General features: G+C 69.8%; 22 protein-coding genes. 7 read left to right on the top strand and 15 right to left on the bottom strand.

The window, feature by feature from the left end; all coding sequences use genetic code 11:
• Nucleotides 1-20: 20 nt before the first annotated feature.
• Both BN977_RS17925 and BN977_RS17920 read right to left on the bottom strand, forming a co-directional pair.
• Complete coding sequence (locus BN977_RS17925; protein WP_036400456.1) at nucleotides 21-692, bottom strand: response regulator transcription factor; 672 nt, start codon at nucleotides 690-692, stop codon at nucleotides 21-23.
• Nucleotides 689-1897: a sensor histidine kinase gene (locus BN977_RS17920; RefSeq protein WP_036399968.1), complete on the bottom strand. Its 1209-nt coding sequence runs from the start codon at nucleotides 1895-1897 to the stop codon at nucleotides 689-691. The genes BN977_RS17925 and BN977_RS17920 overlap by 4 nt, the downstream gene beginning before the upstream one ends.
• A gap of 194 nt (nucleotides 1898-2091) precedes the next feature.
• Between BN977_RS17920 and BN977_RS17915 the strand changes: the two genes are divergently transcribed.
• The 3 genes from BN977_RS17915 to BN977_RS32465 are packed head-to-tail and all read left to right on the top strand — an operon-like array spanning nucleotide 2092 to nucleotide 4657.
• Nucleotides 2092-3354, top strand: a complete 1263-nt coding sequence (locus tag BN977_RS17915) for a TetR/AcrR family transcriptional regulator (protein WP_036399966.1) — start codon at nucleotides 2092-2094, stop codon at nucleotides 3352-3354.
• A 22-nt stretch (nucleotides 3355-3376) separates the two neighbouring features.
• Nucleotides 3377-4309, top strand: a complete 933-nt coding sequence (locus BN977_RS17910; RefSeq protein ID WP_036399964.1) for a LysR family transcriptional regulator — start codon at nucleotides 3377-3379, stop codon at nucleotides 4307-4309.
• A gap of 21 nt (nucleotides 4310-4330) precedes the next feature.
• A complete protein-coding gene (locus BN977_RS32465) occupies nucleotides 4331-4657 on the top strand; it encodes a hypothetical protein (RefSeq protein ID WP_036399961.1) in 327 nt (108 codons plus the stop codon).
• Between the two features lie 12 nt (nucleotides 4658-4669).
• Here the strand turns inward: BN977_RS32465 and BN977_RS17900 are convergent, their stop codons facing one another.
• On the bottom strand, nucleotides 4670-6067 hold the full coding sequence (locus BN977_RS17900) for a GntP family permease (protein ID WP_036399959.1): 1398 nt from the start codon (nucleotides 6065-6067) through the stop codon (nucleotides 4670-4672).
• Entirely contained in the window at nucleotides 6064-6567 is a 504-nt protein-coding gene (locus BN977_RS17895; RefSeq protein WP_024454884.1) for a gluconokinase, read from the bottom strand. Before BN977_RS17895 ends, BN977_RS17900 begins: the two co-directional genes overlap by 4 nt.
• A 121-nt stretch (nucleotides 6568-6688) precedes the next feature.
• On the opposite strand from BN977_RS17895, the gene BN977_RS17890 reads away from it, so the two are divergent.
• Nucleotides 6689-7393, top strand: a complete 705-nt coding sequence (locus BN977_RS17890; RefSeq protein ID WP_024454883.1) for a FadR/GntR family transcriptional regulator — start codon at nucleotides 6689-6691, stop codon at nucleotides 7391-7393.
• Nucleotides 7394-7401: 8 nt separating this feature from the next.
• Here the strand turns inward: BN977_RS17890 and BN977_RS17885 are convergent, their stop codons facing one another.
• A complete protein-coding gene (locus BN977_RS17885; RefSeq protein ID WP_036399955.1) occupies nucleotides 7402-8040 on the bottom strand; it encodes a TetR/AcrR family transcriptional regulator in 639 nt (212 codons plus the stop codon).
• 62 nt (nucleotides 8041-8102) lie between these two features.
• Between BN977_RS17885 and BN977_RS17880 the strand changes: the two genes are divergently transcribed.
• Nucleotides 8103-8981: an SCO6745 family protein gene (locus BN977_RS17880; RefSeq protein ID WP_036399953.1), complete on the top strand. Its 879-nt coding sequence runs from the start codon at nucleotides 8103-8105 to the stop codon at nucleotides 8979-8981.
• Here BN977_RS17880 and BN977_RS17875 read toward each other — a convergent pair.
• The 3 genes from BN977_RS17875 to BN977_RS17865 are packed head-to-tail and all read right to left on the bottom strand — an operon-like array spanning nucleotide 8978 to nucleotide 12875.
• Nucleotides 8978-9307, bottom strand: coding sequence for a YnfA family protein (locus tag BN977_RS17875; protein ID WP_036399951.1), 330 nt, complete (start codon nucleotides 9305-9307; stop codon nucleotides 8978-8980). The genes BN977_RS17880 and BN977_RS17875 overlap by 4 nt on opposite strands.
• Before the next feature lie 17 nt (nucleotides 9308-9324).
• A complete protein-coding gene (locus BN977_RS17870) occupies nucleotides 9325-11307 on the bottom strand; it encodes a DUF7064 domain-containing protein (protein ID WP_036399948.1) in 1983 nt (660 codons plus the stop codon).
• 47 nt (nucleotides 11308-11354) lie between these two features.
• Entirely contained in the window at nucleotides 11355-12875 is a 1521-nt protein-coding gene (locus tag BN977_RS17865) for a carboxylesterase/lipase family protein (protein ID WP_036399946.1), read from the bottom strand.
• A 33-nt stretch (nucleotides 12876-12908) separates the two neighbouring features.
• Here BN977_RS17865 and BN977_RS17860 point away from each other — a divergent pair, with 33 nt between their 5' ends.
• Complete coding sequence (locus BN977_RS17860) at nucleotides 12909-13592, top strand: hypothetical protein (protein ID WP_036399943.1); 684 nt, start codon at nucleotides 12909-12911, stop codon at nucleotides 13590-13592.
• Here BN977_RS17860 and BN977_RS17855 read toward each other — a convergent pair.
• The 4 genes from BN977_RS17855 to BN977_RS17840 all read right to left on the bottom strand — a co-directional run bounded on the left by BN977_RS17855 (nucleotide 13589) and on the right by BN977_RS17840 (nucleotide 17189).
• On the bottom strand, nucleotides 13589-14683 hold the full coding sequence (locus BN977_RS17855; protein WP_036399939.1) for an LLM class flavin-dependent oxidoreductase: 1095 nt from the start codon (nucleotides 14681-14683) through the stop codon (nucleotides 13589-13591). The genes BN977_RS17860 and BN977_RS17855 overlap by 4 nt on opposite strands.
• A 129-nt stretch (nucleotides 14684-14812) precedes the next feature.
• The gene (locus tag BN977_RS17850) at nucleotides 14813-15526 is read right to left on the bottom strand and encodes a hypothetical protein (protein WP_036399937.1); all 714 of its coding nucleotides are present in this window, start codon (nucleotides 15524-15526) and stop codon (nucleotides 14813-14815) included.
• An 80-nt stretch (nucleotides 15527-15606) separates the two neighbouring features.
• Nucleotides 15607-16806: an alpha/beta hydrolase gene (locus BN977_RS17845; protein WP_036400453.1), complete on the bottom strand. Its 1200-nt coding sequence runs from the start codon at nucleotides 16804-16806 to the stop codon at nucleotides 15607-15609.
• A gap of 29 nt (nucleotides 16807-16835) precedes the next feature.
• Nucleotides 16836-17189 (bottom strand): hypothetical protein, encoded by a 354-nt coding sequence (locus tag BN977_RS17840; protein ID WP_024454874.1) that lies wholly within the window; start codon nucleotides 17187-17189, stop codon nucleotides 16836-16838.
• Nucleotides 17190-17335: 146 nt separating this feature from the next.
• Between BN977_RS17840 and BN977_RS17835 the strand changes: the two genes are divergently transcribed.
• On the top strand, nucleotides 17336-17674 hold the full coding sequence (locus tag BN977_RS17835) for an RNA polymerase-binding protein RbpA (protein ID WP_024454873.1): 339 nt from the start codon (nucleotides 17336-17338) through the stop codon (nucleotides 17672-17674).
• Nucleotides 17675-17728: 54 nt separating this feature from the next.
• Here BN977_RS17835 and BN977_RS17830 read toward each other — a convergent pair whose 3' ends face one another.
• Genes BN977_RS17830 through BN977_RS17820 form a run of 3 tightly spaced genes read right to left on the bottom strand, consistent with a single transcriptional unit; the run spans nucleotide 17729 to nucleotide 21973 of the window.
• The gene (locus BN977_RS17830; protein ID WP_036399934.1) at nucleotides 17729-18517 is read right to left on the bottom strand and encodes a polyprenol monophosphomannose synthase; all 789 of its coding nucleotides are present in this window, start codon (nucleotides 18515-18517) and stop codon (nucleotides 17729-17731) included.
• Nucleotides 18514-20388, bottom strand: a complete 1875-nt coding sequence (gene lnt / locus BN977_RS17825; RefSeq protein WP_084172594.1) for an apolipoprotein N-acyltransferase — start codon at nucleotides 20386-20388, stop codon at nucleotides 18514-18516. Before lnt ends, BN977_RS17830 begins: the two co-directional genes overlap by 4 nt.
• Entirely contained in the window at nucleotides 20381-21973 is a 1593-nt protein-coding gene (locus BN977_RS17820; protein WP_036399932.1) for an amidohydrolase, read from the bottom strand. Before BN977_RS17820 ends, lnt begins: the two co-directional genes overlap by 8 nt.
• Between the last annotated feature and the right edge of the window lie 23 nt (nucleotides 21974-21996).

Genomic DNA, 21996 nt, shown 5'->3' with positions numbered 1-21996 from the left:
GCAGCGGTGCCCGTTCGCGGTCAGTGCAGCGGCACGACGATGCCGTGGTCATAGGCGTAGACGATGGCCGCGGCGCGGTCACGCAACCCCAGCTTGTCGAAGATCCGGCCGATATGGCTCTTGACGGTGACCCCTGAGATGAACAGCTCGTCGGCGATCTCGGCGTTGGACCGGCCCCTGCCGATCAGCGTCAGGACGTCGAGTTCGCGCCCGGTCAGCCCGGTGACGGCGGGCCGCTCGGCCGCAGGGCCCGCGGTGACCTGCCGATAGGTGCTCAACACCCGGGAGGTCACGGCAGGGTCCAGGTAGCTGTTGCCCTGCGCCACCGCGCGCACCGCCCGGATCAGTTCCTCGGCCGATGAATCCTTGAGCACGAAGCCCGCCGCACCGGCGCGCAGCGCCCCGGAGAGCAGTTCGTCCTCGTTGAACGTGGTCAACGCCAGCACCGGCGGCCCGCCGTCCTCCGTGAGCCGGGCGGTCGCCTCGATCCCGTCCACCCGCTTCATCCGCAGATCCATCACCACGACATCCACCCGTGCCTGCGCCAGCGCGGCGGGGACCTCGTCGCCGTCGGAACACTCCCCCGCGATCACGAAACCGTCCTTGCGGCGCAGGATGCGGCGCAAGCCGGACCGCACCAGCTCCTGGTCGTCGACGAGTAGGACGGCGATGTCGTCCGCGGCACCGGTCACGATCCGCACCACCGTCGGCCGGCCTCGTCCTGTAACGGCACCGTGGCCCGCACGCACCAGCCGCGCGCCGTCGGGCCGATGTCGATCATCCCGCCCAGCAGCTCCACCCGCTGACGCATACCGCGCACACCGCGGCCGTCGGTCACCTGCCCCGTCGGCGCCGCCACCGGCACGGGCAACTCGTTCACGATGACCAACTCCGCATGGTCGGCGGTGTTCGACAGCGTCACCGACGATCTCGCGTCCGGCGCATGCTTGGCGATGTTGGCCAGCGACTCCTGCACGATGCGGTACAGCGCCAGCCCGACACCGGGCGACACCCGATCGACGGGTCCCTGCGTGCGCAGCACGACGTTCAGGCCCGCGCCGGTGAAATCGTCGACCAGCGCCGCGATGTCGTCCACTCCCGGCTCCGGGGCCATCCTCATCGGCGCGTCGTCGAGCAGCCCGACGGTGCGGCGGATATCCGCCATCGCGGCGCGACCGAGCGTCTCGGCCTCGGTCAGCGCGTCCACCGCGTCGTCGATATCGCGATCCTGCTGCAGGGCGCGGCGGGCCCCGGTCACGTGGAGCAGCGTCACCGAGAGCGAATGCGCGATGACGTCATGCACCTCACGCGCGATGCGTCGGCGTTCGTCGGCGGCGGCGTGTTCGGCCAGCGCATGCTGCGCTGCGTGCTGGGCCGCGTGCAGCTGCTGCTGGACATGCATCAAATAGCCCACCAGCCAACCCATTCCGAGGACACTGACGTACAACCCGAACCCGTCCAGGCGGTGCAGGGCGGCGGCCAGCAGCAGAACGGCCAGCGCCGACACCGCCGACAACAGGCCGCCACCCAACGACGTCAGCGCCGCCACCGCACCGACGGTGAGCACGAGCAGCAGCGGGGCGAAGTCGTACGGGATCGGTGTCGAGGTCGCGAACAGCAGGATGGCCGCTGCCGATGTCCAGGTCGCCCACATCAGCACCGGGTTGAAACCCATTCCGGTACCGAAGAACACCGCCAGCGGGCACAGCGCGATGACCGCCGCTACCGGGATGGCCACCAGCCGGTCGTCATAGGGCCGCTGCAGTGCCGCACCCAGCGTGACGAACACCATCGCCGCGTCGGTGACGACGACGAAGGCCCAGTTGTAGCCGAGCGGGATCAACTCGCCACGGCGCTGCAGGCGCACGCGCACGAACTCGGGCACAGCCAAGCGCATCGGTCAATGGTAGGACCGCTGACTCGCGGTGGCCATCATGCTGCGGGTGGATCACCGCTCCTCCCCCGGTAGGACAGAGCGCGTCTGCGCTCGGGCCGCCGCCGACCGCTGCGTGGTCGCTCCACCGGCCTGGCCCGATTCGGGCGCAGTCGTAAACTCGGTGCTCAGACATGTCACCGCGAGCAGGGGGGACCATGACCACCGGCCGCTCGACCTCCCCCAGCAGCATCCGGAGGATCGAGATCCTGCGGACGGCGGACGAGGTCATCGCGGAATCGGGCCTTCGGGCGTCACTGCAGCAGATCGCCGCTGCGGCGGGCATCCTGCCAGGCAGCCTGTACCACCACTTCGAGTCCAAGGAAGCGATCCTCGCCGAACTCGCTCGGCGCTACCACGCCGACCTGGACCGCATCGGCGAACGCGCCGCCGTGGACCGGCCCGAGTCCGGATCGATCGAGCAGCGGATCATCGTGCTCGGCCGCGCCATCGCCAATTGTGCTGTGGCGCATCGCGCTGCCCTGCAGATGTCGTTCTACGAGGGGCCCACCGCCGACCCCGAACTGGCCGCGCTGACCGGACGGCGACCCGTCGCGATCCAGTCGGCGATGCTGCGGTTGCTACAGGCCGGACAGTCCGGCGGTTGCATCCGGCCGGGCATCGAGTTGCCCGCGCTGGCCGACAGGCTGTGCCAGAGCATGCTGCACGTCGGGCTGGACGTCATCCGGCGCAAGGCGCCCGCCGAGCATGTCGCCGCGCTGTTGTGCCGGATCTATCTGCACGGATTGGCGGCCACCGGACCCGCCGACCCGGTGCTGAACCGCTCGGCGGCCTTCGCCGCCGCCGCCGAGGTCGTCAAGACCTGGTCACGTGGTGGTGAAACCACCGGTGCGGACAAGGCCGCGCACATCCGACGGGTGGCCCGGACCGAATTCGGTAGGCGCGGCTACGAGATGACCACCATTCGGGATATCGCGACGGCCGCGGGCACGGGCCTGGGAACGGTCTACCGGGTCATCGGTTCCAAAGAGGAGTTGTTGACGTCGATCATGACGGAGTTCGGCCGCAAAGTCGGTGCCGGCTGGACTCAGGTGATCCGTTCGGACGCTTCACCTTTGGAGAAGCTGGATGCCGTGGGCTGGCTCAACATCAACGTGCTCGAGCAGTTCCCCGACGAGTTCCGCATCCAGCTGGCCTGGATGCGGCAGTCACCACCGGATGTTGCCGACCCGGGCTGGGCGTTCGGCATGCGGCTGCGCCAGCTGAAGTCGATCCTGTCGGCCGGCAAGCGGTCCGGTGAGATCCGGGTCGACGCCCCCAACGCCGGCATCCTGGCGCGGTGCGTCATCGACGTGTTGTGGCTGCCGGAGAACCTGTTACACGAGTTGGGCACCGCCGCCGCGCTGACCCTGTCGCGCGACACGGTGATCCGCGGGGCGATGACGCGCGACCACGACTGATCCGGCGCCGCACAATGGGCGGATGGATACCCGCCGGCTGCAGCTGTTACTGACCTTGTCACGGCTGGGGTCGATGCGTGCGGTCGCCGACGCCCATCACCTCACCACCTCGACGGTCTCGCAGCAGCTGGCCGCGCTCGCCAGGGAAACCGGTGCCACGCTCATCGAACCCGACGGTCGGCGGGTCCGGCTCACTCCGGCCGGCCGGCGGCTCGCCGACCACGCCGTGACGATCCTGGCCGCCCTCGACGCGGCCCGACTGGATCTCGACCCGCACGCCGAACCCGCGGGAACCCTGCGGGTCGGGGGCTTCGCGACCGGGATCCGCGTCTCGCTGCTGCCCATCGTGCCGGAGCTGACGGCCCGCCATCCCGGTATCGACATCGTGATCAGCGAGTACGAACCGATCGAGGCTTTCCGTCTGCTCACCGATGACGATCTGGACCTGGCACTCACCTACGACTACAACCTCGCACCCGCGGCGCCCAGCCCGGTGCTGGAAACGGTGCCGCTGTGGTCGATCCCGTGGGGTCTGGGTGTTCCCGAGCAGGCGGGGTACACCGATGCACCGGTCGACATCACCGCCTACGCGGACCGCGCGTGGATCGTCAACTCGCGCAACACCGCCGACGAGGTGGCGCTGCGCGCGCTCGGCGCGCTGGCCGGCTTCACCCCACGCATCGCCCATCAGATCGACAGCCTGGACCTGGTGGAGGATCTCATCATCGGCGGCTACGGTGTCGGGCTGCTGCCGGTGGGCCGCCCCACCATGCCCGGGGTCACGGTGATGCACCTGGCCGACCCCAGCGTCGTGCTGACCACGTACGCGGTCACCCGCCGCGGCCGGTCCGACTGGCCGCCGCTGCGGGCGGTGCTGGATCGGCTTCGCCCACCGGCGGGCCCGCTGCCGGTGCGCGACTGGCTGCGCCCGGCGCCGGGCCCGAAATCGGGGTGACATCCAGCGTATTCTCAGAACATGCACAGGGTGTCTCGGTGGGCGGCCGCCGGTCTGATCGCCGGCGGGGCGATCGCCGCGCTCGTCGGCCCGGCCGTGGTGTCCGAACCCGCCGCGGTGGTGGCGACGTGTCCGAATGAGGGCGTGCTGGTGGGCAAGCAACAAGTCGGCGCCTACACGACCAACTGTGATCTGGTGGTCACCCCGCCGCCGGCGATCGGGGCCGCGCCCAGCGCCGGGGCGATCATCGCGTGCCGCGGTTTGCCCGGGTGCCTCGCCGACTTCGTGAACAATCCGGGCTGGGTGAAGGTGCCGCAGGTCGACACCCGCCCCCGGCAGAGCCCCTAGCGCTAGACAGCGCTACACGAAGATATCCAGGATCAGCACGACCGCCAGTCCGCTCACCGACAGCACCGTCTCCATGACGGACCAGGTCTTGATGGTCTGACCGACGGTGAGCCGGAAGTACTGGTTGACCAACCAGAATCCGGCGTCGTTGACGTGCGAGAAGAACAGCGATCCGGCGCCGACGGCCAGCACCACCAGGGACACCTGGCCGGTGCTCATGCCCTCGACCAGGCCGAGGATCAACGACGACGCGGTGATGGTGGCCACCGTGGCCGAGCCCGTGGCCAATCGGATCAGCACGGCCAGCACCCAGGCCAGCACCAGCACCGAGATGTGCACGCCCTCGGCCCACCGGGCCAGCATGGTGCCGATGCCGCTGTCGACGAGGACCTGCTTGAAGCCGCCGCCCGCGGCGACGATCAGGATGATGCCCGCCACCGGGGGCAGGCTCGATTCGATGCAGCCGGTGATCGCCGACCGACTCATCCCGGCACCCTTGCCGAGGGTGAAGATCCCGACGACGACGGCGAGCAGCAGCGCGATGAGCGGGGTGCCCAGCGCGTCGAGAATCTGCCGGAGCCATTGCTTTTCGTCGTCGATGAAGATGTCGGCGAGCGCCTTGCCGAGCATCAGCGCGACCGGCAACAGCACCGAGAACAGCGTGATGCCGAACGACGGATGGCGCTGCTCGGCCCGGTCGGCCTGCGGGTCGGCGTCGAAGGTGTCCGGCGCGTCCACCACCACCCAGGTGCCGGCCAGCCGGCCGAACAACGGACCCGCCACGATGATCGTCGGGATGGCCACCAGCACGCCCAGCCCCAGGGTGATGCCCAGGTCGGCGTTGAGCAGGCCGACCGCGGTCAGCGGCCCCGGGTGCGGCGGCACGAAACCGTGCATGGCCGACAGGCCGGCCAGGGCCGGGATGCCGATGGTGATCAGCGACTGCTGCGACCGCCGGGACACCAGGTAGATGACCGGCATCAACAGCACCAGACCGATCTCGAAGAACATCGGCAGGCCGATGATCGCACCGACCAGGGCCATGGCCCACGGCAGCATGCGCGGTGAGGCGGCACCGACGATGGTGTCGACGATCTCGTCGGCGCCGCCGGAATCGGCGAGCAGTTTGGCGAACATCGCCCCGAGCGCGATGAGGATGCCGACGCTGGCCGCCGTCGACCCGAAACCGTCGGTGAACGACTTGAGCACCTTGGTGAGGTTCTCGCCGGCAACCAATCCCACGGTCAGGCCGCCGAAGATGAGCGCCAGGAACGGATGCAGCTTGACCAGGGTGATCAGCACGACGATGACACCGATGCCGACGAGGAAGGCCAGGATCAGCTGCGGCGCCGCGGCGACCGGCTCGACCAGCTTGGGGGCGTCGGCCAGCAGGGTGACGGTGTCGGTCATCGGGGCTCTCCTCCGGTGAGTGAGATGTAGGTGTCGACGATGGAATCGATGCTGCGGCCGACGTCGATGACGACACCTGCCTCGTCCTGCTCGAGCGGTTCGAGGGTGTCGAACTGGGACGCCAGCAGGGAGGCCGGCATGAAATGCCCTGGCCTGCTGGCCTGACGCGCACCGATGACCTCCGGCGTACCGCTCAGGTGCAGGAACTCGGTGCCGGCGCAGTGCTCACGCAGCTGATCGCGGTACCGACGCTTGAGCGCCGAGCAGCTCATCACCCCGCCGTCGCCGCAGTGCTCCTCCAGCCATCGGCCGATGGCCTCCAACCACGGATGACGATCATCGTCGTCGAGGGGATGGCCCGCCTTCATCTTCTCGATGTTGGCGGCGGGGTGAAAGTCATCCGCATCGGCGAACGGGACCCGGAGCCGTTGCGCGAGTGCCGCGCCGACGGTCGACTTGCCCGATCCCGAGACGCCCATGACGACGATGGGTGACGCCATTCCTACCTGCCTTGCTGTGGTTGACCTCACATAGGATGCCGCAAAGATATGACTATTGCAAGAAGATCACAAATAGATCTGCTTTAAATTCCATTCGGCGGAGTTATGACACGATGTAACCGTGGGTGCCTCGCCAAACGTCAGCGCGCTGCACGACAACGTGCTGACCGCACTGGGCGCCGCCGTGGTGTCGGGAAAGTACCCCCCCGGCGCGGTGATCACACTCGAAGGGGTGAGCGCCGAGCACGGCGTGTCCCGCAGCGTTGCGCGCGAGGCGATTCGCGTGCTCGAGTCGATGGGGTTGGTGGCCTCGCGGCGCCGGGTGGGCATCACCATCCAGCCGGCCGTGAACTGGAATGTGTTCGACCCCAGGGTGATTCGCTGGCGACTCGAATCGGAGGACCGGGCCGCGCAACTGGTTTCGCTGTCCGAGCTACGCCGCGGGTTCGAGCCCGCGGCCGCGGCGCTGGCGGCGCGCCGGGCCAACCCGCATCAGTGCCGGATCATGGCCGCCGCGGTGTCCGACATGGTGGTCCACGGCCGCTCCGGCGACCTGGTGGCATACCTGCAGGCGGACAAGATCTTTCACCAAACCCTGCTGGAAGCCAGCGGCAACGAGATGTTCCGCGCGCTGAACGCGGTCGTCGCCGAGGTACTCACCGGGCGCACCCACCACGGGATGATGCCGGAGCTACCCAACCCCGCGGCCATCGCGCTGCACGACGAGGTGGCTCGCGCCGTGCGGCTGCGCGATGAGGCGGGTGCCGAAAGCGCGATGCGCGCGATCATCGACGAGGCGGCCCGCGCGGTCGCCGAGGACGCCTGACGCCCGGCTCAATCCTGGGTCGGCTCCTGGCCGGCCCGCAGCTGACCATGGCGGATCAGGTTGGTGGTGGCCTCGTCCCAGCGCAGGGTCTGTTCCGGGCTGTACAGCGGTCCGGGAATGTGCCGTTCGACGTGCCTGCGCAACACGCTCGCCGCGATCCGCACCAGCACCGGGTTGAGCACCGACCACACCGGATCGAGATCGGGTCTGGCCAGCCCCCGGGCGGTGAACGTCTCCCCCTGCGTCGCACTGATCTTGACCAGTCCGTCGAAGATGGTGGCCCCGGTCGGCCCCTCCTCGGTGAGCACCCGGGCGACGTAATCCACCACGTCCGGATGTTCGATGAACAACCGCGCCGTCCCGCCGCGATAGATGTCGGGATTGTTCCGGGGAGCCGGCTCGGGCTCCTCGAGTATCCGACCGAACACCTGCAGCACGTGCTCGTCGATCGCCGCGATCAATCTCGCCTTGCTGCCGAAATAGTGCTGGATGAGGCCCACACTCACCTCGGCGGAGTCGGCGATGGTGCGCAGCGACGTGCCCGCCACACCCCGCTCGGCGAAGCACGCCATCGCGGCGTCGCGGATCCGCTCCAGCATGGTCGAATCGGCCTGCGGGGACGAATTGGATCCCGCCGCGTCCTGCATGGTCGAAACCCTACCGGGGCGCTCGACCGCTACCGCGGATTCGGTGGTGCTTGACTGGCACGATGATCCGACCGATTTCTGTCGCCCGTCGGCTGTTCGACCGGCTGGAGCCCGTGCACGCGGTCACCTACTTCGCACCGGAGTCGCGTGCCGCGCTGGCCGGCCTGGGGTATCGCGGATTCTGGATGGGCTACTTCGCCGCGCGCTCGGCTCCCCTCGGGCAGGTGGCCCCCGAGGTGGTCACGGCGCTGTTCTACAACTTCTCGCCGCGCCAGGTGCACAAGGCGCTGCCCGCGGCGTGGGAGATCGCCGCGCCGGCCGCCGCATTGGCCGCCCGCGCCGACGCCGCGGTGGCGACGCTGCGCCGCTACGGCATCACCGATGACGCGACCGTGCGCACCGCGGCCGGTCTCTTGGAGGCCGCCGCCCGATCCGCCCCCGCCGACGGGCGCGCACTGTTCGCCGCCAACGCCGCGCTGCCCTGGCCCGAAGAACCGGTCGCCAAACTGTGGCACGCCACCACATTGCTGCGTGAGCACCGCGGTGACGGACACAACGCACTGCTGGCCACGCACGGGATCAGCGGCCGGGAATGCAATGTGCTGCACGCCGCGGCCGGCCGGGTTCCGCGCGAAATGATCGGCCCCGCACGAGATTACGACGATGACGCCTGGCAGGAGCAGGTGGACGGGTTGGCGACCCGGGGGCTGATCGACCGTGCGGGCGCACTCACGGCGGCCGGCTCCGAACTCAAGGCACGGATCGAGGAGGGTACCGACCGGCTGGCGTTGGCAGCCTTCGACGTGCTCGACGACGACCGGCTGGCCGCCCTGTTCGCCGCGCTGACACCGCTGACCCGGCTGGTGGTGGCCGGTGGCGACGTGCCCGCCGCCACTCCGATGGGCCTGCGCCGCGACGAGTTGGACGACGACGCGCTCTAGCGTGGGGCGTACATGATGAGCCCGACCCCGACCAGGCAGACCAGCGCCCCGCTGATGTCCCAACGGTCCGGCCGGAACCCGTCGGCCAGCATCCCCCATACCAGCGAGCCCGCCACGAAGACGCCGCCGTAGGCGGCCAGCACCCGGCCGAAATGTGCGTCGGGCTGGAACGCCGCGACGAATCCGTAGGCGCCGAGCGCGATCACCCCGGCACCGACCAACCACCAGCCGCGGTGCTCACGCACGCCCTGCCACACCAGCCAGGCGCCGCCGATCTCCAGCACCGCGGCGAGCAGGAACAGGGCGATGGACTTCACTGCGAGCATCGGCTCAGCTTGCCCGCTCAGAGATTGCGGTTCCACTCCACCCAGCCGGTACCCGAGCGTCCGTCGGCGGTGGTGACCGTCGCCCACGCGCGGGGAAACTGGCTGACCCTGCCGTCGGGTGCGACCAGCAGCACCGGGGCGTGCGCCCGCACGTGCGCCTGTACCCGGAGGCCTCCGGGGGCCAGCGTCAGCGTCGTGGACAGCGGTAAACCGTTGTCGGCGAACGCGTTTTCGGAGCGCACCGACTGCAGCTCGACGAGTCCGCCGGCGTCCTGCAGATAGCCGATGCCGACCGGGAGAACGCCCGGAATGCGGATGTCGACGCCGTGCAGATGGGTGCCGTCCTCGAGGTGCAGGGCGCTCCAGACCCAGTCCATGCTCCACCAATCCCGCACACCCCAGGAATGATCCCGTTGTCCGGGGACGGCCGTCAGCCGGTACTGCGCACCGTCCACCGTCACCGTTCCGCCGACCGTACAGGGAATCTCATACCGCGGCGTGATCCGGTACTGATACGGCGTTCCGGCGGTGCTGAAGTCCAGTGCCAGCGCGAGATCGGCGGGCCGGCCGGCCTCGCCGCGCAGCAGGTCCGCGGGATCGTCGAAGGACTCGCCCCGCCCGCGGATGCTCACCCGGTAACGGCGCAGCGGATCGGTGGGGGTCAGTCGCAGCTCGAACCCGTCGGTTTCGATGCGGCCGGGTTCGGCGGGCAGGGCGACGGCGAAATCGTTGATGGCCACCGTCGCCATGTCCGGTCCGCACACCAGCGCGTTGACCCACGCGGTGCGCTGGTTGGGGATCAATCCCAGCCGCACCCACCCGCCGATGCCTTGGGACGCGTCGACGAAGTCGAAGTACCAGCTTTCGCTCCACAGCGGTTCCGCGGTCGGCCGGTGCGGTTGCTCGTCGACCGCGGTCGGTGTGAGTGCTTGCGGCACAACTTTTTCCGGTAGGGTCGCCAGGGCGTCGGTGTCCAGCACATGCTCACAATGCCGGTGCAACATCGTCATGAACATCTCGTCGCCGCGCTCGGTTCGTTCGACCAGCATCGAGGAGACGATCGCCATCATCACCCCGAAGAAGGTCTGCCTGCGCACGCCGTCGCGCACCTCGTCGAGGGCGAGCACACCGGTGCCGAGAGCCGCGTGATAGGTCGCCAGCAGATCGTCGTAGTGCGCTCGCCGCACCTCCGGGGCCAGGGCGCAGCCGAGGAAATAGGCCGCATCGGTCAGGGCCGGCCCCCAGGTCACCGTCTGCCAGTCCACCACCGTCAGCGGACGCTGGGCTCCAGGGGCGCCGAACAACAAATTGTCCAGCCGGTAGTCACCGTGCACCAGGCCCTTGGTCGCCGCCGACTCCTGCGCGAGGTAACCGTCGAACGCCGCCACCAGTCGCTCGCACACCTGTCGGTGCAGCGGGTCGATGCGGTCGCCGTACCGTTCGGTGAAGCCGGCGTACAACCCGGCGATCAGCGCCTGGTTCAGCGGGGCGTCCCGGTTCAGCCAGCCGGCGCCGGCCAGATCCGGATCGCCGACCAGGGGGCCGTGCACCAGGCCGAGCTGTTGCAGCGCCAGCGCCGCCTGTTCGGTTGTGGCACCGCGGATCTCGTCACCCACCGTGGCGGGGGCGGCATCCCCCAACACCAGATCGAACGATCCGGACTCGGGGTCGTAGGCATGGTGGAAGCACGGCGCGAACGGGTTCGCCGCTGCCCCACTCAGTTTCGGCGCGACCTCCGCGTAGAACCGCACCTCGCGCTCGTAGAGACCCATCGCCAGCCCGGTGGCGCGGCTGTTCGGGTCGGCGGCGGCGACTTTCAGCACCACCGAGGACGGGCCGCTGTCGCCTTCGGCGTAGCGCAGTCGGAGCCGGTAGCACTCGCTCATCTGGCCGGTGCCGATCCGTTCGACGTCGTGGCCGGTGACGCGGCCGGCGCCCACCGTCGCGGTGAGCCAATCGTCGGTCAGATCGGCGGGGCGTTCGATGAGGCGGCTCTGCACCCCTGTGAACCTAGCAGTGGCGCGGGTCACATGTGACAGGTGTCAAGTCAACCGACCGCGAGGGTGAAACCCGACCAGGCACGGCGCCGTTCGGCCGCCGGATCGTATTCGAGGTGGGTATTGCGATCGAACACCAGCACGGCCCGCATGCTCTCCTCGTAGCGAGGCCAGCCCTCACCCGGGTTGCCGGTCCGGCTGAAGCCACCCCAGCGGGTCTGTACCTGACGGCTCACCCGGCGGGCCGACGCCCCGTCCGCGGCGGCCGTCAGCAACCCGCCCAGACGGGTGCGGTACACGCCGAACACCGCGAGCAACTCGGTGGCGTGGGTGGCGCCCAACCCCGACCAGTTCAGGATTCGCGGCGCATAGTCGTAGCGGTAGACGTAGGTCGGCCGATGTCGGCTGTGCGCCTCGGCGATATCCCAGGCGGCGGTGCCGAAGGCGAAGTCGCCGCCCAGCCGGATACAGGCGGCCCGCCCCGGATAATCCGGGTATGCGGCGATGACCCGGTCGCGGGTTTCGGCACCGGCGGTGGCCAGCAGCATCTCGATGCTCTGCTCGGTGGTCGGCAACAGCTGCATGAACCGGGTGAACAGCCGGCCCTCGTCGGCGTTGCTGCCGACGATGAGCGGGATCGGGTGCGCCCGGCCGGCGCGCATGGCCTGCACCGGGTCCTCGGGCAGCAACTCGGTGCCCGAGGTCGGCCCGACCGGGAAGGCGCCCGGCATCTCCTTGCCGGCCCGGGCGATCAGGGTGTCCAGTGCGGCCAGCAGCTCGGCGGGCCGGGCCGCCATCGCGGCGGCCGCACCGTCGGCCCGGGAAGCGCCCAGCAGGCCGGCGAACTGCTCGGCGAACATGGCCGCTTGTTCCGGGCTGCGCACCATGCCACTGGCCGCGCTCTGGGAAATCGCCCGCGCGAACAACCCTTCGGCGTCGGGCACCGCCATCAACGTGGCCACCGCGTGCGCGCCGGCGCTCTCGCCGAAGATCGTCACGTTGTCCGGGTCGCCGCCGAACACCGCGATGTTCTCGCGAACCCACTTCAGCGCCAGGATCAGGTCACGCAGGTACAGGTTGTCCTCGACCGGATGCTCGGGAGTGGACAGCGCCGACAGGTCCAGACATCCCAGCGCCCCCAGCCGGTAGTTCACCGATACGTACACGCAACCGCGCCGGGCCAGCGCGACACCGTCGTAGAGCGGGGTGGCCGAGCTGCCCATGATGTAGCCGCCGCCGTGGATGAAGAACATCACCGGCATCCGGTCCGGTTGCGGCTCGCCGCCGGGTTGTTCGGGGGCGACCACGTTGAGCGTCAGACAGTCCTCGCTCATCGGCTGGTATTTGCCGATGCCGAGCATGGTGTACCGGCGCTGCTGCGGGGCGCAGTTGCCGAACCCGTGGCAGTAACGCACTCCCGGCCAGGGCTCGGCCGGCTGTGGTGCGCGGTACCGCAGGGCGCCGACCGGCGCCTTCGCGTACGGGATGGCGCGCCAGCGGTGCACTCCGTCACGGGTGAAACCCTCGATCGTCCCGGTGCGTATCTTCACGCGGACGGTGTGTTCGTGCATGGCCCGACGGTAGCGAACGGCTACCCTGGCCGCATGCGGATGGCAGTGCTGGTGATGGCGTCCGCCCTGGTCGCGGGATGCTCGCAGGATATGAAGGGGGCCGCGGTGTCCGCCCCACCGCCGCTGACGGCCGTCACCCCGGGCAGTTCCCGGCCGGCGCCGACCAGTCCCCCGGCGCCGTCCTCGGCGGTGCCCCACGCGCCGTCGGCGGGTGCGCCGATCGCGGAGGTGACCCGGTGGGTGGACGCCGGCACGGCGGTGCCGGCCGCAAAATTCGGCTCCACCACCCGCGACGGTGTCAGCACCGACGTGCAGGGTGTCGCCTTCACCACCGAGACGGTCAGCTGCATCAGCAGCGCCCAGTACAACGACGGTGCGCTGGCCTGCCTGGTGAAGCTGACCAACCCGCCGCCGAAACCCCCGGACACCTACACGATGTGGAAGGGCAACTGGGTGGACTTCGACGGGACCGGCGTCAATATCGGCTCGCTGCACGGTGATCCGGGGCCGTTCGGCAACGGTAGTGGACCCCAGCTGGGTGCCGGCGAGACGGTGAAGTTCGGGGACTTCGCCTGCCGCGCCGACGGTGACGCGGTGGTGTGCGTGAACTACGCCCACCGGACGGCGGCTCGGATGCGCCCCGCCGGAGTGGACGGGTTCGGCTGCCTGGCCCCCGCGCAGGCTCCGCCCGATATCGGGATCAGGCTGTCCTGCTAACCGGCGATACCCTTCGCCTTCAGGAGCGGAAGCACGCCTTCGGCGAACCAGTACGCCTCCTCCAGGTGTGGATAGCCGGACAGGATGAACTCGTCGAAGCCCAGCGAGTGGTACTCGTCGATCAGGGCGGCCACCTCTTCGTGGCTGCCCACCAGCGCGGTGCCCGCCCCGCTGCGCACCAGGCCCACCCCGGCCCACAGGTTCGGATAGATCTCCAGGCCGTCCACCCGGCCGCCGTGCAGCGCCGTCATCCTGCGCTGCCCTTCCGATTCCGAATTCTGGTGTAAGGCAGTCGCTTTCGCTATCTGCTCCGGTGAAAGACCGGCCAACAGCTGCTCGGCCACCGCCCACGCCGCGGCCGAGGTGTCCCGGCTGATGGTGTGCAACCGGATACCGAAACGAATCTCACGGCCGCGGGCCTGCGCCAGTGCCCGCACCGTGGCGATCTTGGCGGCCGCGTCCGCCGGTGGCTCACCCCAGGTCAGGTACACGTCGACGTGCTGGGCGGCGATGGGCAGCGCGGCCGGTGAGGAACCGCCGAAGTAGATCTGCGGCCACGGGTCCGGCGGGGCCGAGACCCGGGCGTCGCGCACCCGGTAGTGCTCGCCGTCGAAGTCGACCGATTCCTGCGCCCAGATCGCTTTGACCAGACGCAGGAATTCACCGGTGCGGGCGTAGCGGGCATCATGGTCCAGCCAGTCGCCGAACCGGCGCTGCTCGGTGTCGTCACCGCCGCTGACGATGTTCAGCAGCACGCGGCCGCCGGAGAACCGCTGCAAGGTGGCGGCCTGCTGTGCCGCCAGCGTGGGTGGCACCAGGCCGGGCCGAAATGCCACCAGGAATTTCAGCCGCTCCGTCTCCGACAGCAGCGCCGCGGTGGTCAACCAGGCGTCTTCACACCAGGTTCCGGTCGGCGTGAGCACTCCGGCATAGCCCAGGCGGTCGGCGGCCCTGGCCACCTCGGCGAGGTAGCCGCGGCTCGGTTCGCGGAAACCGGGCGGCACATGCTGCTGCGCGGAGGCGTGCGACGACCCGACGATGGACCGGCTGTCGCCGCTGGTGGGCAGGAACCAGAAAAACTCGGCGGACAACGCGACTCCTCACAGGCTCGGCCCGCCAACCTACGCGCGTGGCCACGGCGGCAACAGCATTCGCGTCGCCGCGAAGAAAACGACAGGGCCCCGGCATCGCGGTTGCCGGGGCCCTCGCGTCGCGTGCGGTCAGCCGAACCGGGTGGTGCCGGTGACGAGTTGTCCGGTCACTTCGCGTCCGTTGATCCGCGAGCTCAGTGTGTTGTTGGCCAATTTCACGGTCTGGTCGGCCTGCTGCAGCTTGCGCTTGTTGCGGACCTGGGCCTGGAACTGGGCGGCGTTGAGCTGTTGCAGTTCGGCCTGCTCGAAATCGCGGCCGGTGATGCCGCCGTTGAACTGCACGCCGGTCACCGATCCGTCGGGCCGCACGATCCACGACGCGCGGACCCCGTCGAGCGCGGCGGTGTACATGCCGGCCGGTGCGGAGACGGGTGCGGCGGTGAAGTCGTAGGTGATGCCGTTCATGGTCAGCGAGCCCGTGACATCGGAGCCGGTGAACGACGCGTCGAGGGTGTCACGGAATTTGGACGTGATGTCGATGTTGCCGGCGGTCTGATTGCCGAAGAACCAGGCCTCGTCGTCGACGCCGTTGCAGGCATAGGCGGTCACGGAGTCGCCGTCGACGGAGATGCCGATCGCCATCTTCTTACCGTCCTTCTCGGTGTCGGCCATGTAGCGGGCCGACTGGGGAAAAGGCTGCGGTACAGACGTGGCACTGGGCGATGTTGCCGCGGTGGCCGAGGTGGACCCGGCTTCCGGGGACGTGCCACCGGAGCAGGCCACGGTGCCCAGGGCGAGCATCGCGGCGGCGCCGGCGAGAAGGATGCGGGTGAACTTTTTCATGCGATCAGCATGGTCGCCGGCGCACGTCGGCACATGGAAAATCTGTGGAGATTGCGTGGAGAAATACCTGCTCCGCTACTTCAGGACGCCAGGAATGCGGACAGCTCGGACAGGAACGTCTGCCATGCCGGTTCGCCCTCGGTGAGCAGGTGGTTGTTGCTCGGCAACGCCACCAGTTGTGAGTTCGGGATCAGGGCGGCCAACTCCTCGCCGTAGCGGATGGGAACGCGGTGATCGTCGGCGGAATGCATGACCAGAGCGGGACATGCCACGTCGCGGGCCAGGTCACGCACGTCGATGCGACCGAACTCGTCGAGGAAGCGCACCGCGTTCTCCGGTGAGGTGGTGCGGCGCTGCAGATGATCGAACGCCTCCCAGTCGGCGCGGGTTCCGTCGGGCAGGAATTGGGCGGCGAAAACCTGCCGAAAAGCCGGGTCGTCGCGCCCCCAGCCCACCCGGGCCAGATCCAGATCCAGTGCCGCAGCGCGCCTTTCGTCATCGTTGATGGCGCGGATCGCCCGGCCGCGGGCGTACGAGCCGCACAGGATCAGGTGGCTGACCCGGTCCGGGTGCCGGGCGGCGTAGGCCACCGCCACCGCCCCACCCTGCGACACACCGAGTAACGGGAAACGTTCGAGCCCAAGCGCTTCGACCACCGTCTCCAGGTCCGTGACCCAATCGTCGAAGGTGAAGTCCACCGCCTCCCAGTCCGAGAGACCGCAGCCGCGCTCGTCGTAGCGGATGAAGGTGCGCCCGGCCGCGAGGTCGCGAACCCAGTGCCGCCACACCGGACTTTCGATGTCGTAGCCCAGATGGGTCATCCAGTTGGCGGCGCGCACCAGCGGTGGCCCGGCACCGGCGACCGCGTAGGCCAGGCGTACACCGTCGGCGGCCCGGCAGAACGCGATGTGCTGGCGAGGCGGCGGCGTCGCGGCGGGCTGGGTGGTGGTCAGCGTGCCGACGAACTGGTACCCACGGCCGCGGACGGTGCGGATGTACCGCTGGGATTCGCCGTCGTCGCCGAGAGCGCGCCGGGCGGCCTTGATCCGGCTGGTCAGGGCGGCCTCGCCGACGAACCGGCCACCCCACACCGTGTCGAACAGTTCTTCCTTGGTGACGAACCGGTCGTGATGGCTGACCAGCTGGGTCAGTACGTCGAACACCTGCGGTTCGACCCGGATGACCGACCCCTCGTGGCGCAGTTCGTAGCGCTGGGTGTCGAGCACGAAGTCGTCGAAACGCCACACACCGGAGGGGCCGTCGGGCGCGGTGCTGGGCACCGCGTCATCGTAGCTGTGAAAAGCCTGTGTCAGCGCCAACCGTCGGCGGCCTTGGCGGCCTCGACCAGGACGTCACACAGGGCGCGGAGTTCGGAACCCTGGGCTCCCTCCGCGACGGCGGTCGCGATGTCCTCGGCAGCGCAGCGCACCTGATACACCCGATCGGCCAGATCGGCGGCCTCGTCGGCCGTCAGCACCACCGCGTCGGGCGCCAGCGACGTGCCCTTGACCTGTGCGCGCTGTTCGTAGGCGCGCTGCCGGCAGGACTGCCTGCAATACTGCCGACGCCGCCCCATGCCGGCGTCGGCAACCTCCCGGCCGCACCAGCGGCAGGGCTGCGGGCGGGTCCGGCGACGCGGCGGGGAGGGCACGGCTGCGGTCACGAAACACGACTGTAGACCTGCGCGGCCGGCGTCCCCGGTAGCGGCGCGGGGCAGGCGGTATCCTGGTAGGTCGAGTCGGGAACTTCGCGGGCAGCATCCGCGTTGAAACTCCGGACGAAATTCAGCCGGTAAGAGGAGTGTGGACGATGGCCGACCGTGTCCTGCGAGGCAGTCGCCTCGGAGCAGTGAGCTACGAGACCGATCGTAACCACGATCTGGCGCCCCGTCAGGTCGCGCGTTACCGCACCGAGAACGGCGAGGAATTCGATGTTCCGTTCGCCGACGATGCCGAGATCCCCGGCACCTGGCTGTGCCGTAACGGCCTGGAAGGGACCCTCATCGAGGGGGACGTGCCGGAGCCCAAGAAGGTGAAGCCGCCCCGGACGCACTGGGACATGCTGCTGGAGCGCCGCTCGGTCGAGGAACTCGACGAATTGCTCAAGGAGCGCCTGGAGATCATCAAGACCCGCCGCCGCGGGTCCTGACTCGGGGCGTGATGTGCCCGTCCCGAACTGGGGCGGGCACAACCACCCCGGTTCTCAGTGCGTGATGCCGCGGGCGCGGTCCAGCCGGCCCCGGATACCCCATTCGGCGACCTTCGACATCGCTTCGCGGATGTTCGATCCGCTCATCTTCGATACGCCCAGTTCCCGTTCGGTGAACGTGATGGGCACCTCGACGACGGTGAATCCGGCGTTGATCGCGCGCCAGGTCAGGTCGATCTGGAAGCAGTACCCCTTCGACTCCACCGCGCCGAGATCGATCTTCTCCAGGACCTCGCGGCGGTAGGCGCGGTAGCCGGCGGTGATGTCGTTGATGTCCACGCCGAGCAGCACCCGTGAATAGGTGTTGGCGGTCCGGGACAGCGCCAGCCGGCGCCACGGCCAGTTGCGCACCGTCCCGCCCGGCACGTACCGCGACCCGATCACCAGATCGGCGCCGGCGTCGACCGCTTCGAGCAGACGGCTGAGCTCCTCGGGGGCGTGGCTGCCGTCGGCATCCATCTCCACCAGCACGGAGTACTCCCGGCCCAGACCCCAGGCGAACCCGGCGAGGTAAGCCGCACCGAGTCCGTCCTTGCTGATCCGGTGCATCACGTGCACCCGGTCGGGGTCGGCCAGGGCGAGTTCATCGGCGAGCTGGCCGGTGCCGTCGGGGCTTCCGTCGTCGACCACCAGCACATGGACGTCGGGCCGGGCGGCGTGTACGCGGCGCACGATCAGCGGGAGGTTCTCCCGCTCGTTGTACGTCGGGATGATCACCAGCGTGCGCCGGCTCGGCGACGCCGGAACGTCCGGGCGGTCCGCTCCTGTCCCAGGAGTGGTCATGTGCTTCCCTTGTCCTCACTGCCCGCGTCGGGCTCTTCCGCACTGCCCGCGTCGGGCTTTTCTGCACTGCCCGCGTCGGGCTGTCCTGCTCTGCCCGCGTCGGGCTGCAAATCCAAGCCGGCGGAGGCGGCCGTCCGGCGCCTTCGCACGAAGCTCCCCTCGTGCCGTCGCACGAAGAAGCCCCCATTGTGCAGCATGGCCGCAATCACAGCGGCAACGCCGATCACGATCAGCCCGATCTGGATGGCCGGGCCCCACACGGTGGCGACGGTCAGACCTGATTTCAGCCGCACGGAGGCATCCAGATAGGCCGGTTCGAAGAACTTCGTCCGGGCCAGCTCGCGGCCGTCCGGGGCGATCACGGCACTGATGCCGGTGGTGCCCGCCACCACGACGTAGCGATCGTGCTCGACGGCGCGGAGCCGCGCGAACGCCAGCTGCTGGGCGCTCATCGCCTCGTCGAAGGTGGCGTTGTTGGTGGGCACGGTGAGCAGTTGCGCGCCGTTGAGCACAGCCTCGCGCGCGGCCCGGTCGAAGATGACCTCCCAGCAGGTGGTGACGCCGATCGGAACACCGGCCGCCTGCACCACGCCGTCTCCCGTCCCGGGCACGAAGAACCCGGCGCGGTCGGCGTAGGACGAGATGTGCCGGAAGAAGCTGCGCCACGGCAGGTACTCACCGAACGGCTGCACGATCTTCTTGTCATGCCGTTGACCGGGGCCGGTCACGTCATCCCAGACCATCACGGTGTTCGTCGCCGCCGGATTCTTCGGCGTGTAGCCGGGTGCCCGCAGTACGGTGCCGACCAGGATCGGTGCGTGCACGGCGCGCGCGGCCTGGGCGATTTCGGCACCCGCATCGGCGTTGATCAACGGGTCGATATCCGAGGAGTTTTCCGGCCAGATCACCACCATGGGCTGCGGGGCGCGACCGGCCTGGACGTCGGCCGCCAGCCGCAGTGTCTCGGCGACGTGGTTGTCCAGCACCGCGCGACGCTGCGCGTTGAAATCCAGTCCCAGCCGCGGCACGTTGCCCTGCACCGCGGCCACGGTGATCGAGGGTTGGGCGCCGGCCCCGGCCCCGGCCTGGCGCACCGCCGGCCACACCAGCGCGGTGCCCAGCAGCACCACGCAGATGCACACCCCGGGCAAGACGACTTCGGGTCGCGCGGCGTCGGTCGTGGCGGCGGCGTGATCGGGGTGACCGTGCCGCCACCACAGCACGATCTCCAAGCCGATCGCGGTCAGGCTGAAGCCGACCAGCGCCACGGCTACCGACACCAGCGGGGCGCCGCCGATCTGGGCCAGCGGGAGCAGCGGGCCTCCGGCTTGGCTGAAGCCGACGACACCCCAGGGGAAGCCCCCGAACGGCACCACCGATTTGAGCCACTCACCGACCGCCCACTCGGCGGCGAACCAGACCGGCCAGCCGGGCAGTCCCCGGACCAGCACGGCCAGCAGTCCGAACAGCGCCGGGAAGAGCGCTTGCAGCAAAGCCAGGGCCAGCCAGGGCAGGGTGCCGACAAGGCTGCCGATCCACGGCAGCAGCGGCACGTAGAAGGCCAACCCGAACACCAGGCCGTAGCCGAATCCACCGGCCCGGGTGGTTTGCGTGCGGGTCAGCACCCACCCCAAGGCCGCCAGGGCCGGGAACGCGCAGTACCACCATCCCCACGGCGGGAAGCTGACGCACATCAGCGCGCCGGCGAGCACCGACACCAGCAGGCGCGTCAGCCGGGGCAGCAGCGCCCGGCGGAGCCGGTCGCCGAACCGGGCCAGCCGACCGGGCCCGGCGGGCTCCGGCTCGGTCGTGGTTTCCGGCGCGGTGTCCGTTTCGGGTCCGGTGTCGGTATCAGGTTCGGCGTCAGCCATACAGCACCACGCCGCGGTGGACGGTGCGCAGGCAGCGTGGCGACCGGTCCGGTGTCAGCCGGGGTAGCGCAGGCACCCGGGATCGGGGGTCGGTGGACCAGCGCTGGACGGCCTCGGTCGCCGGGGCACTGACCTCGAGGTCACCGGCGTCCCAGATCGCGTAGGAGGCGGGCGCGCCGGGGACCAACGTGCCGGTCACCCCATCGCGCACGCCTGCGGCCCGCCAGGCGCCCCGCGTTGCGGCGGCGAACGCCGCGCGCGCCGACACCGCGCTGCCCGGGGTCCGATGTTCCGACGCTGCCCGCACGGATTGCCACGGGTCCAGCCCGGTTACCGGGCTGTCGGATCCGAAGGCGAGCGGCACGCCTTGGGATGCTAACAGCGCGAAGGGGTTGAGTTTGCCGGCTCGGTCAACCCCGAGACGCTGCGCATACATGCCCGTCGTCCCGCCCCACAGGTGGTCGAAGTTGGGTTGCATGCTCGCGATGACGCCCCAGCCGCCGAGCCGTTCGGCCTGGTCGGGCTCGACCATCTCCAGGTGCTCCAGCCGGTGCCCGCAGCGGGCCACCGCCGGCCCGCCGAACCGCTCGGCCACCGCCTGCAGCGCATCGGTGACCGTCGCGACGGCAGCGTCCCCGATGACGTGGAACCCTGCGGTGATCCCGGCCTCGGTGCAGGCCAGCAGGTGCGCGGTCACCGCCTCGGCGTCCAAATAGGTGTTGCCGCAGGTGTGCGGGGCGTCGGCGTAGGGCTCGTGCAGCCACGCGGTCCGCGAGCCGAGCGCGCCGTCGACGAACAGGTCACCGGCCAGCCCGCTGGCGCCGGTGCGCTCGACGAGGTCGCGTGCCTCCTCCACCGACCGCACGGCCTGGCCCCAATAGCCGACGATGTCGACGCCGTGGTCCAAGGCGCGCAGCGCCTGCCAGTCGTCCAGCCCGCCGATATCGGGTCCGGCGCATTCGTGTACGGCGACGATCCCGAGGGCGGCCGCGGCATCCAGGGCCGCGTGTTGCGCAGCCCGGCGCTGCGTCGTTGTCAGGAGGTCACGGGCGGCCGCCCGCACGGCGTGGTGGGCATCGGCGGTCAGTGGCCGCTGCGGATCGAAACCGGCTGCGGCCGCCAGGTCACCCACGGTGCCGCGCAAGCCGGTCGAGGCGATCGCGGAGTGCACGTCGACCCGGCTCAGGTAGGCGGGCCGCCGACCCAGGACGGCGTCGAGATCGGCCGTGGTCGGCGGCTCCGACTCGGGCCAGCCGGTCTCGTCCCAGCCATGTCCCCAGACGATGCCGTCCGGATGGGTCGCGGCGTGGTCGGCGACCAGCCGCAGGCAGTGCTCGCGCGAGCGCGCGGCGCGCAGGTCCAGACCGGTCAGGGCCAGCCCGGTGGCCGTCACGTGGACGTGGCTGTCGACGAATGCCGGTGCGACGAAGGCGCCGTCCAAATCCACGGTGTCGGCGTGCGGAAATTCGCTACGGGCGGCGTCGTCGGAGCCGAGCCACACCACCAGCCCGTCGCGCACGGCCATGGCCGTGGCATCGGGGGCGGCCGGGCTGTACACACGCCCGTTGAGCAGAAGTGTGGTCACGAGGGACAAACAGTAGTCGGCGC

This window comes from Mycolicibacterium cosmeticum (assembly GCF_000613185.1).
GTDB classification, from domain to species: Bacteria; Actinomycetota; Actinomycetes; order Mycobacteriales; family Mycobacteriaceae; genus Mycobacterium; species Mycobacterium cosmeticum.
Note: the sequence above shows the minus strand (reverse complement) of the source record. Positions and strands in the feature narration are given on the sequence as shown.

Bases quoted from the DNA above. Each gene is read 5' to 3' on its own strand.
- BN977_RS17900 (WP_036399959.1), bottom strand. From the start codon at position 6,067: ATGACCGACACCGTCACCCTGCTGGCCGACGCCCCCAAGCTGGTCGAG.
- BN977_RS17860 (WP_036399943.1), top strand. From the start codon at position 12,909: ATGCGGATGGCAGTGCTGGTGATGGCGTCCGCCCTGGTCGCGGGATGC.
- BN977_RS17880 (WP_036399953.1), top strand. From the start codon at position 8,103: ATGATCCGACCGATTTCTGTCGCCCGTCGGCTGTTCGACCGGCTGGAG.
- BN977_RS17920 (WP_036399968.1), bottom strand. From the start codon at position 1,897: ATGCGCTTGGCTGTGCCCGAGTTCGTGCGCGTGCGCCTGCAGCGCCGT.
- lnt (WP_084172594.1), bottom strand. From the start codon at position 20,388: ATGGCTGACGCCGAACCTGATACCGACACCGGACCCGAAACGGACACC.
- BN977_RS17835 (WP_024454873.1), top strand. From the start codon at position 17,336: ATGGCCGACCGTGTCCTGCGAGGCAGTCGCCTCGGAGCAGTGAGCTAC.
- BN977_RS17895 (WP_024454884.1), bottom strand. From the start codon at position 6,567: ATGGCGTCACCCATCGTCGTCATGGGCGTCTCGGGATCGGGCAAGTCG.
- BN977_RS17885 (WP_036399955.1), bottom strand. From the start codon at position 8,040: ATGCAGGACGCGGCGGGATCCAATTCGTCCCCGCAGGCCGATTCGACC.
- BN977_RS17915 (WP_036399966.1), top strand. From the start codon at position 2,092: ATGACCACCGGCCGCTCGACCTCCCCCAGCAGCATCCGGAGGATCGAG.
- BN977_RS17865 (WP_036399946.1), bottom strand. From the start codon at position 12,875: ATGCACGAACACACCGTCCGCGTGAAGATACGCACCGGGACGATCGAG.
- BN977_RS17830 (WP_036399934.1), bottom strand. From the start codon at position 18,517: ATGACCACTCCTGGGACAGGAGCGGACCGCCCGGACGTTCCGGCGTCG.
- BN977_RS32465 (WP_036399961.1), top strand. From the start codon at position 4,331: ATGCACAGGGTGTCTCGGTGGGCGGCCGCCGGTCTGATCGCCGGCGGG.
- BN977_RS17850 (WP_036399937.1), bottom strand. From the start codon at position 15,526: ATGAAAAAGTTCACCCGCATCCTTCTCGCCGGCGCCGCCGCGATGCTC.
- BN977_RS17875 (WP_036399951.1), bottom strand. From the start codon at position 9,307: ATGCTCGCAGTGAAGTCCATCGCCCTGTTCCTGCTCGCCGCGGTGCTG.
- BN977_RS17910 (WP_036399964.1), top strand. From the start codon at position 3,377: ATGGATACCCGCCGGCTGCAGCTGTTACTGACCTTGTCACGGCTGGGG.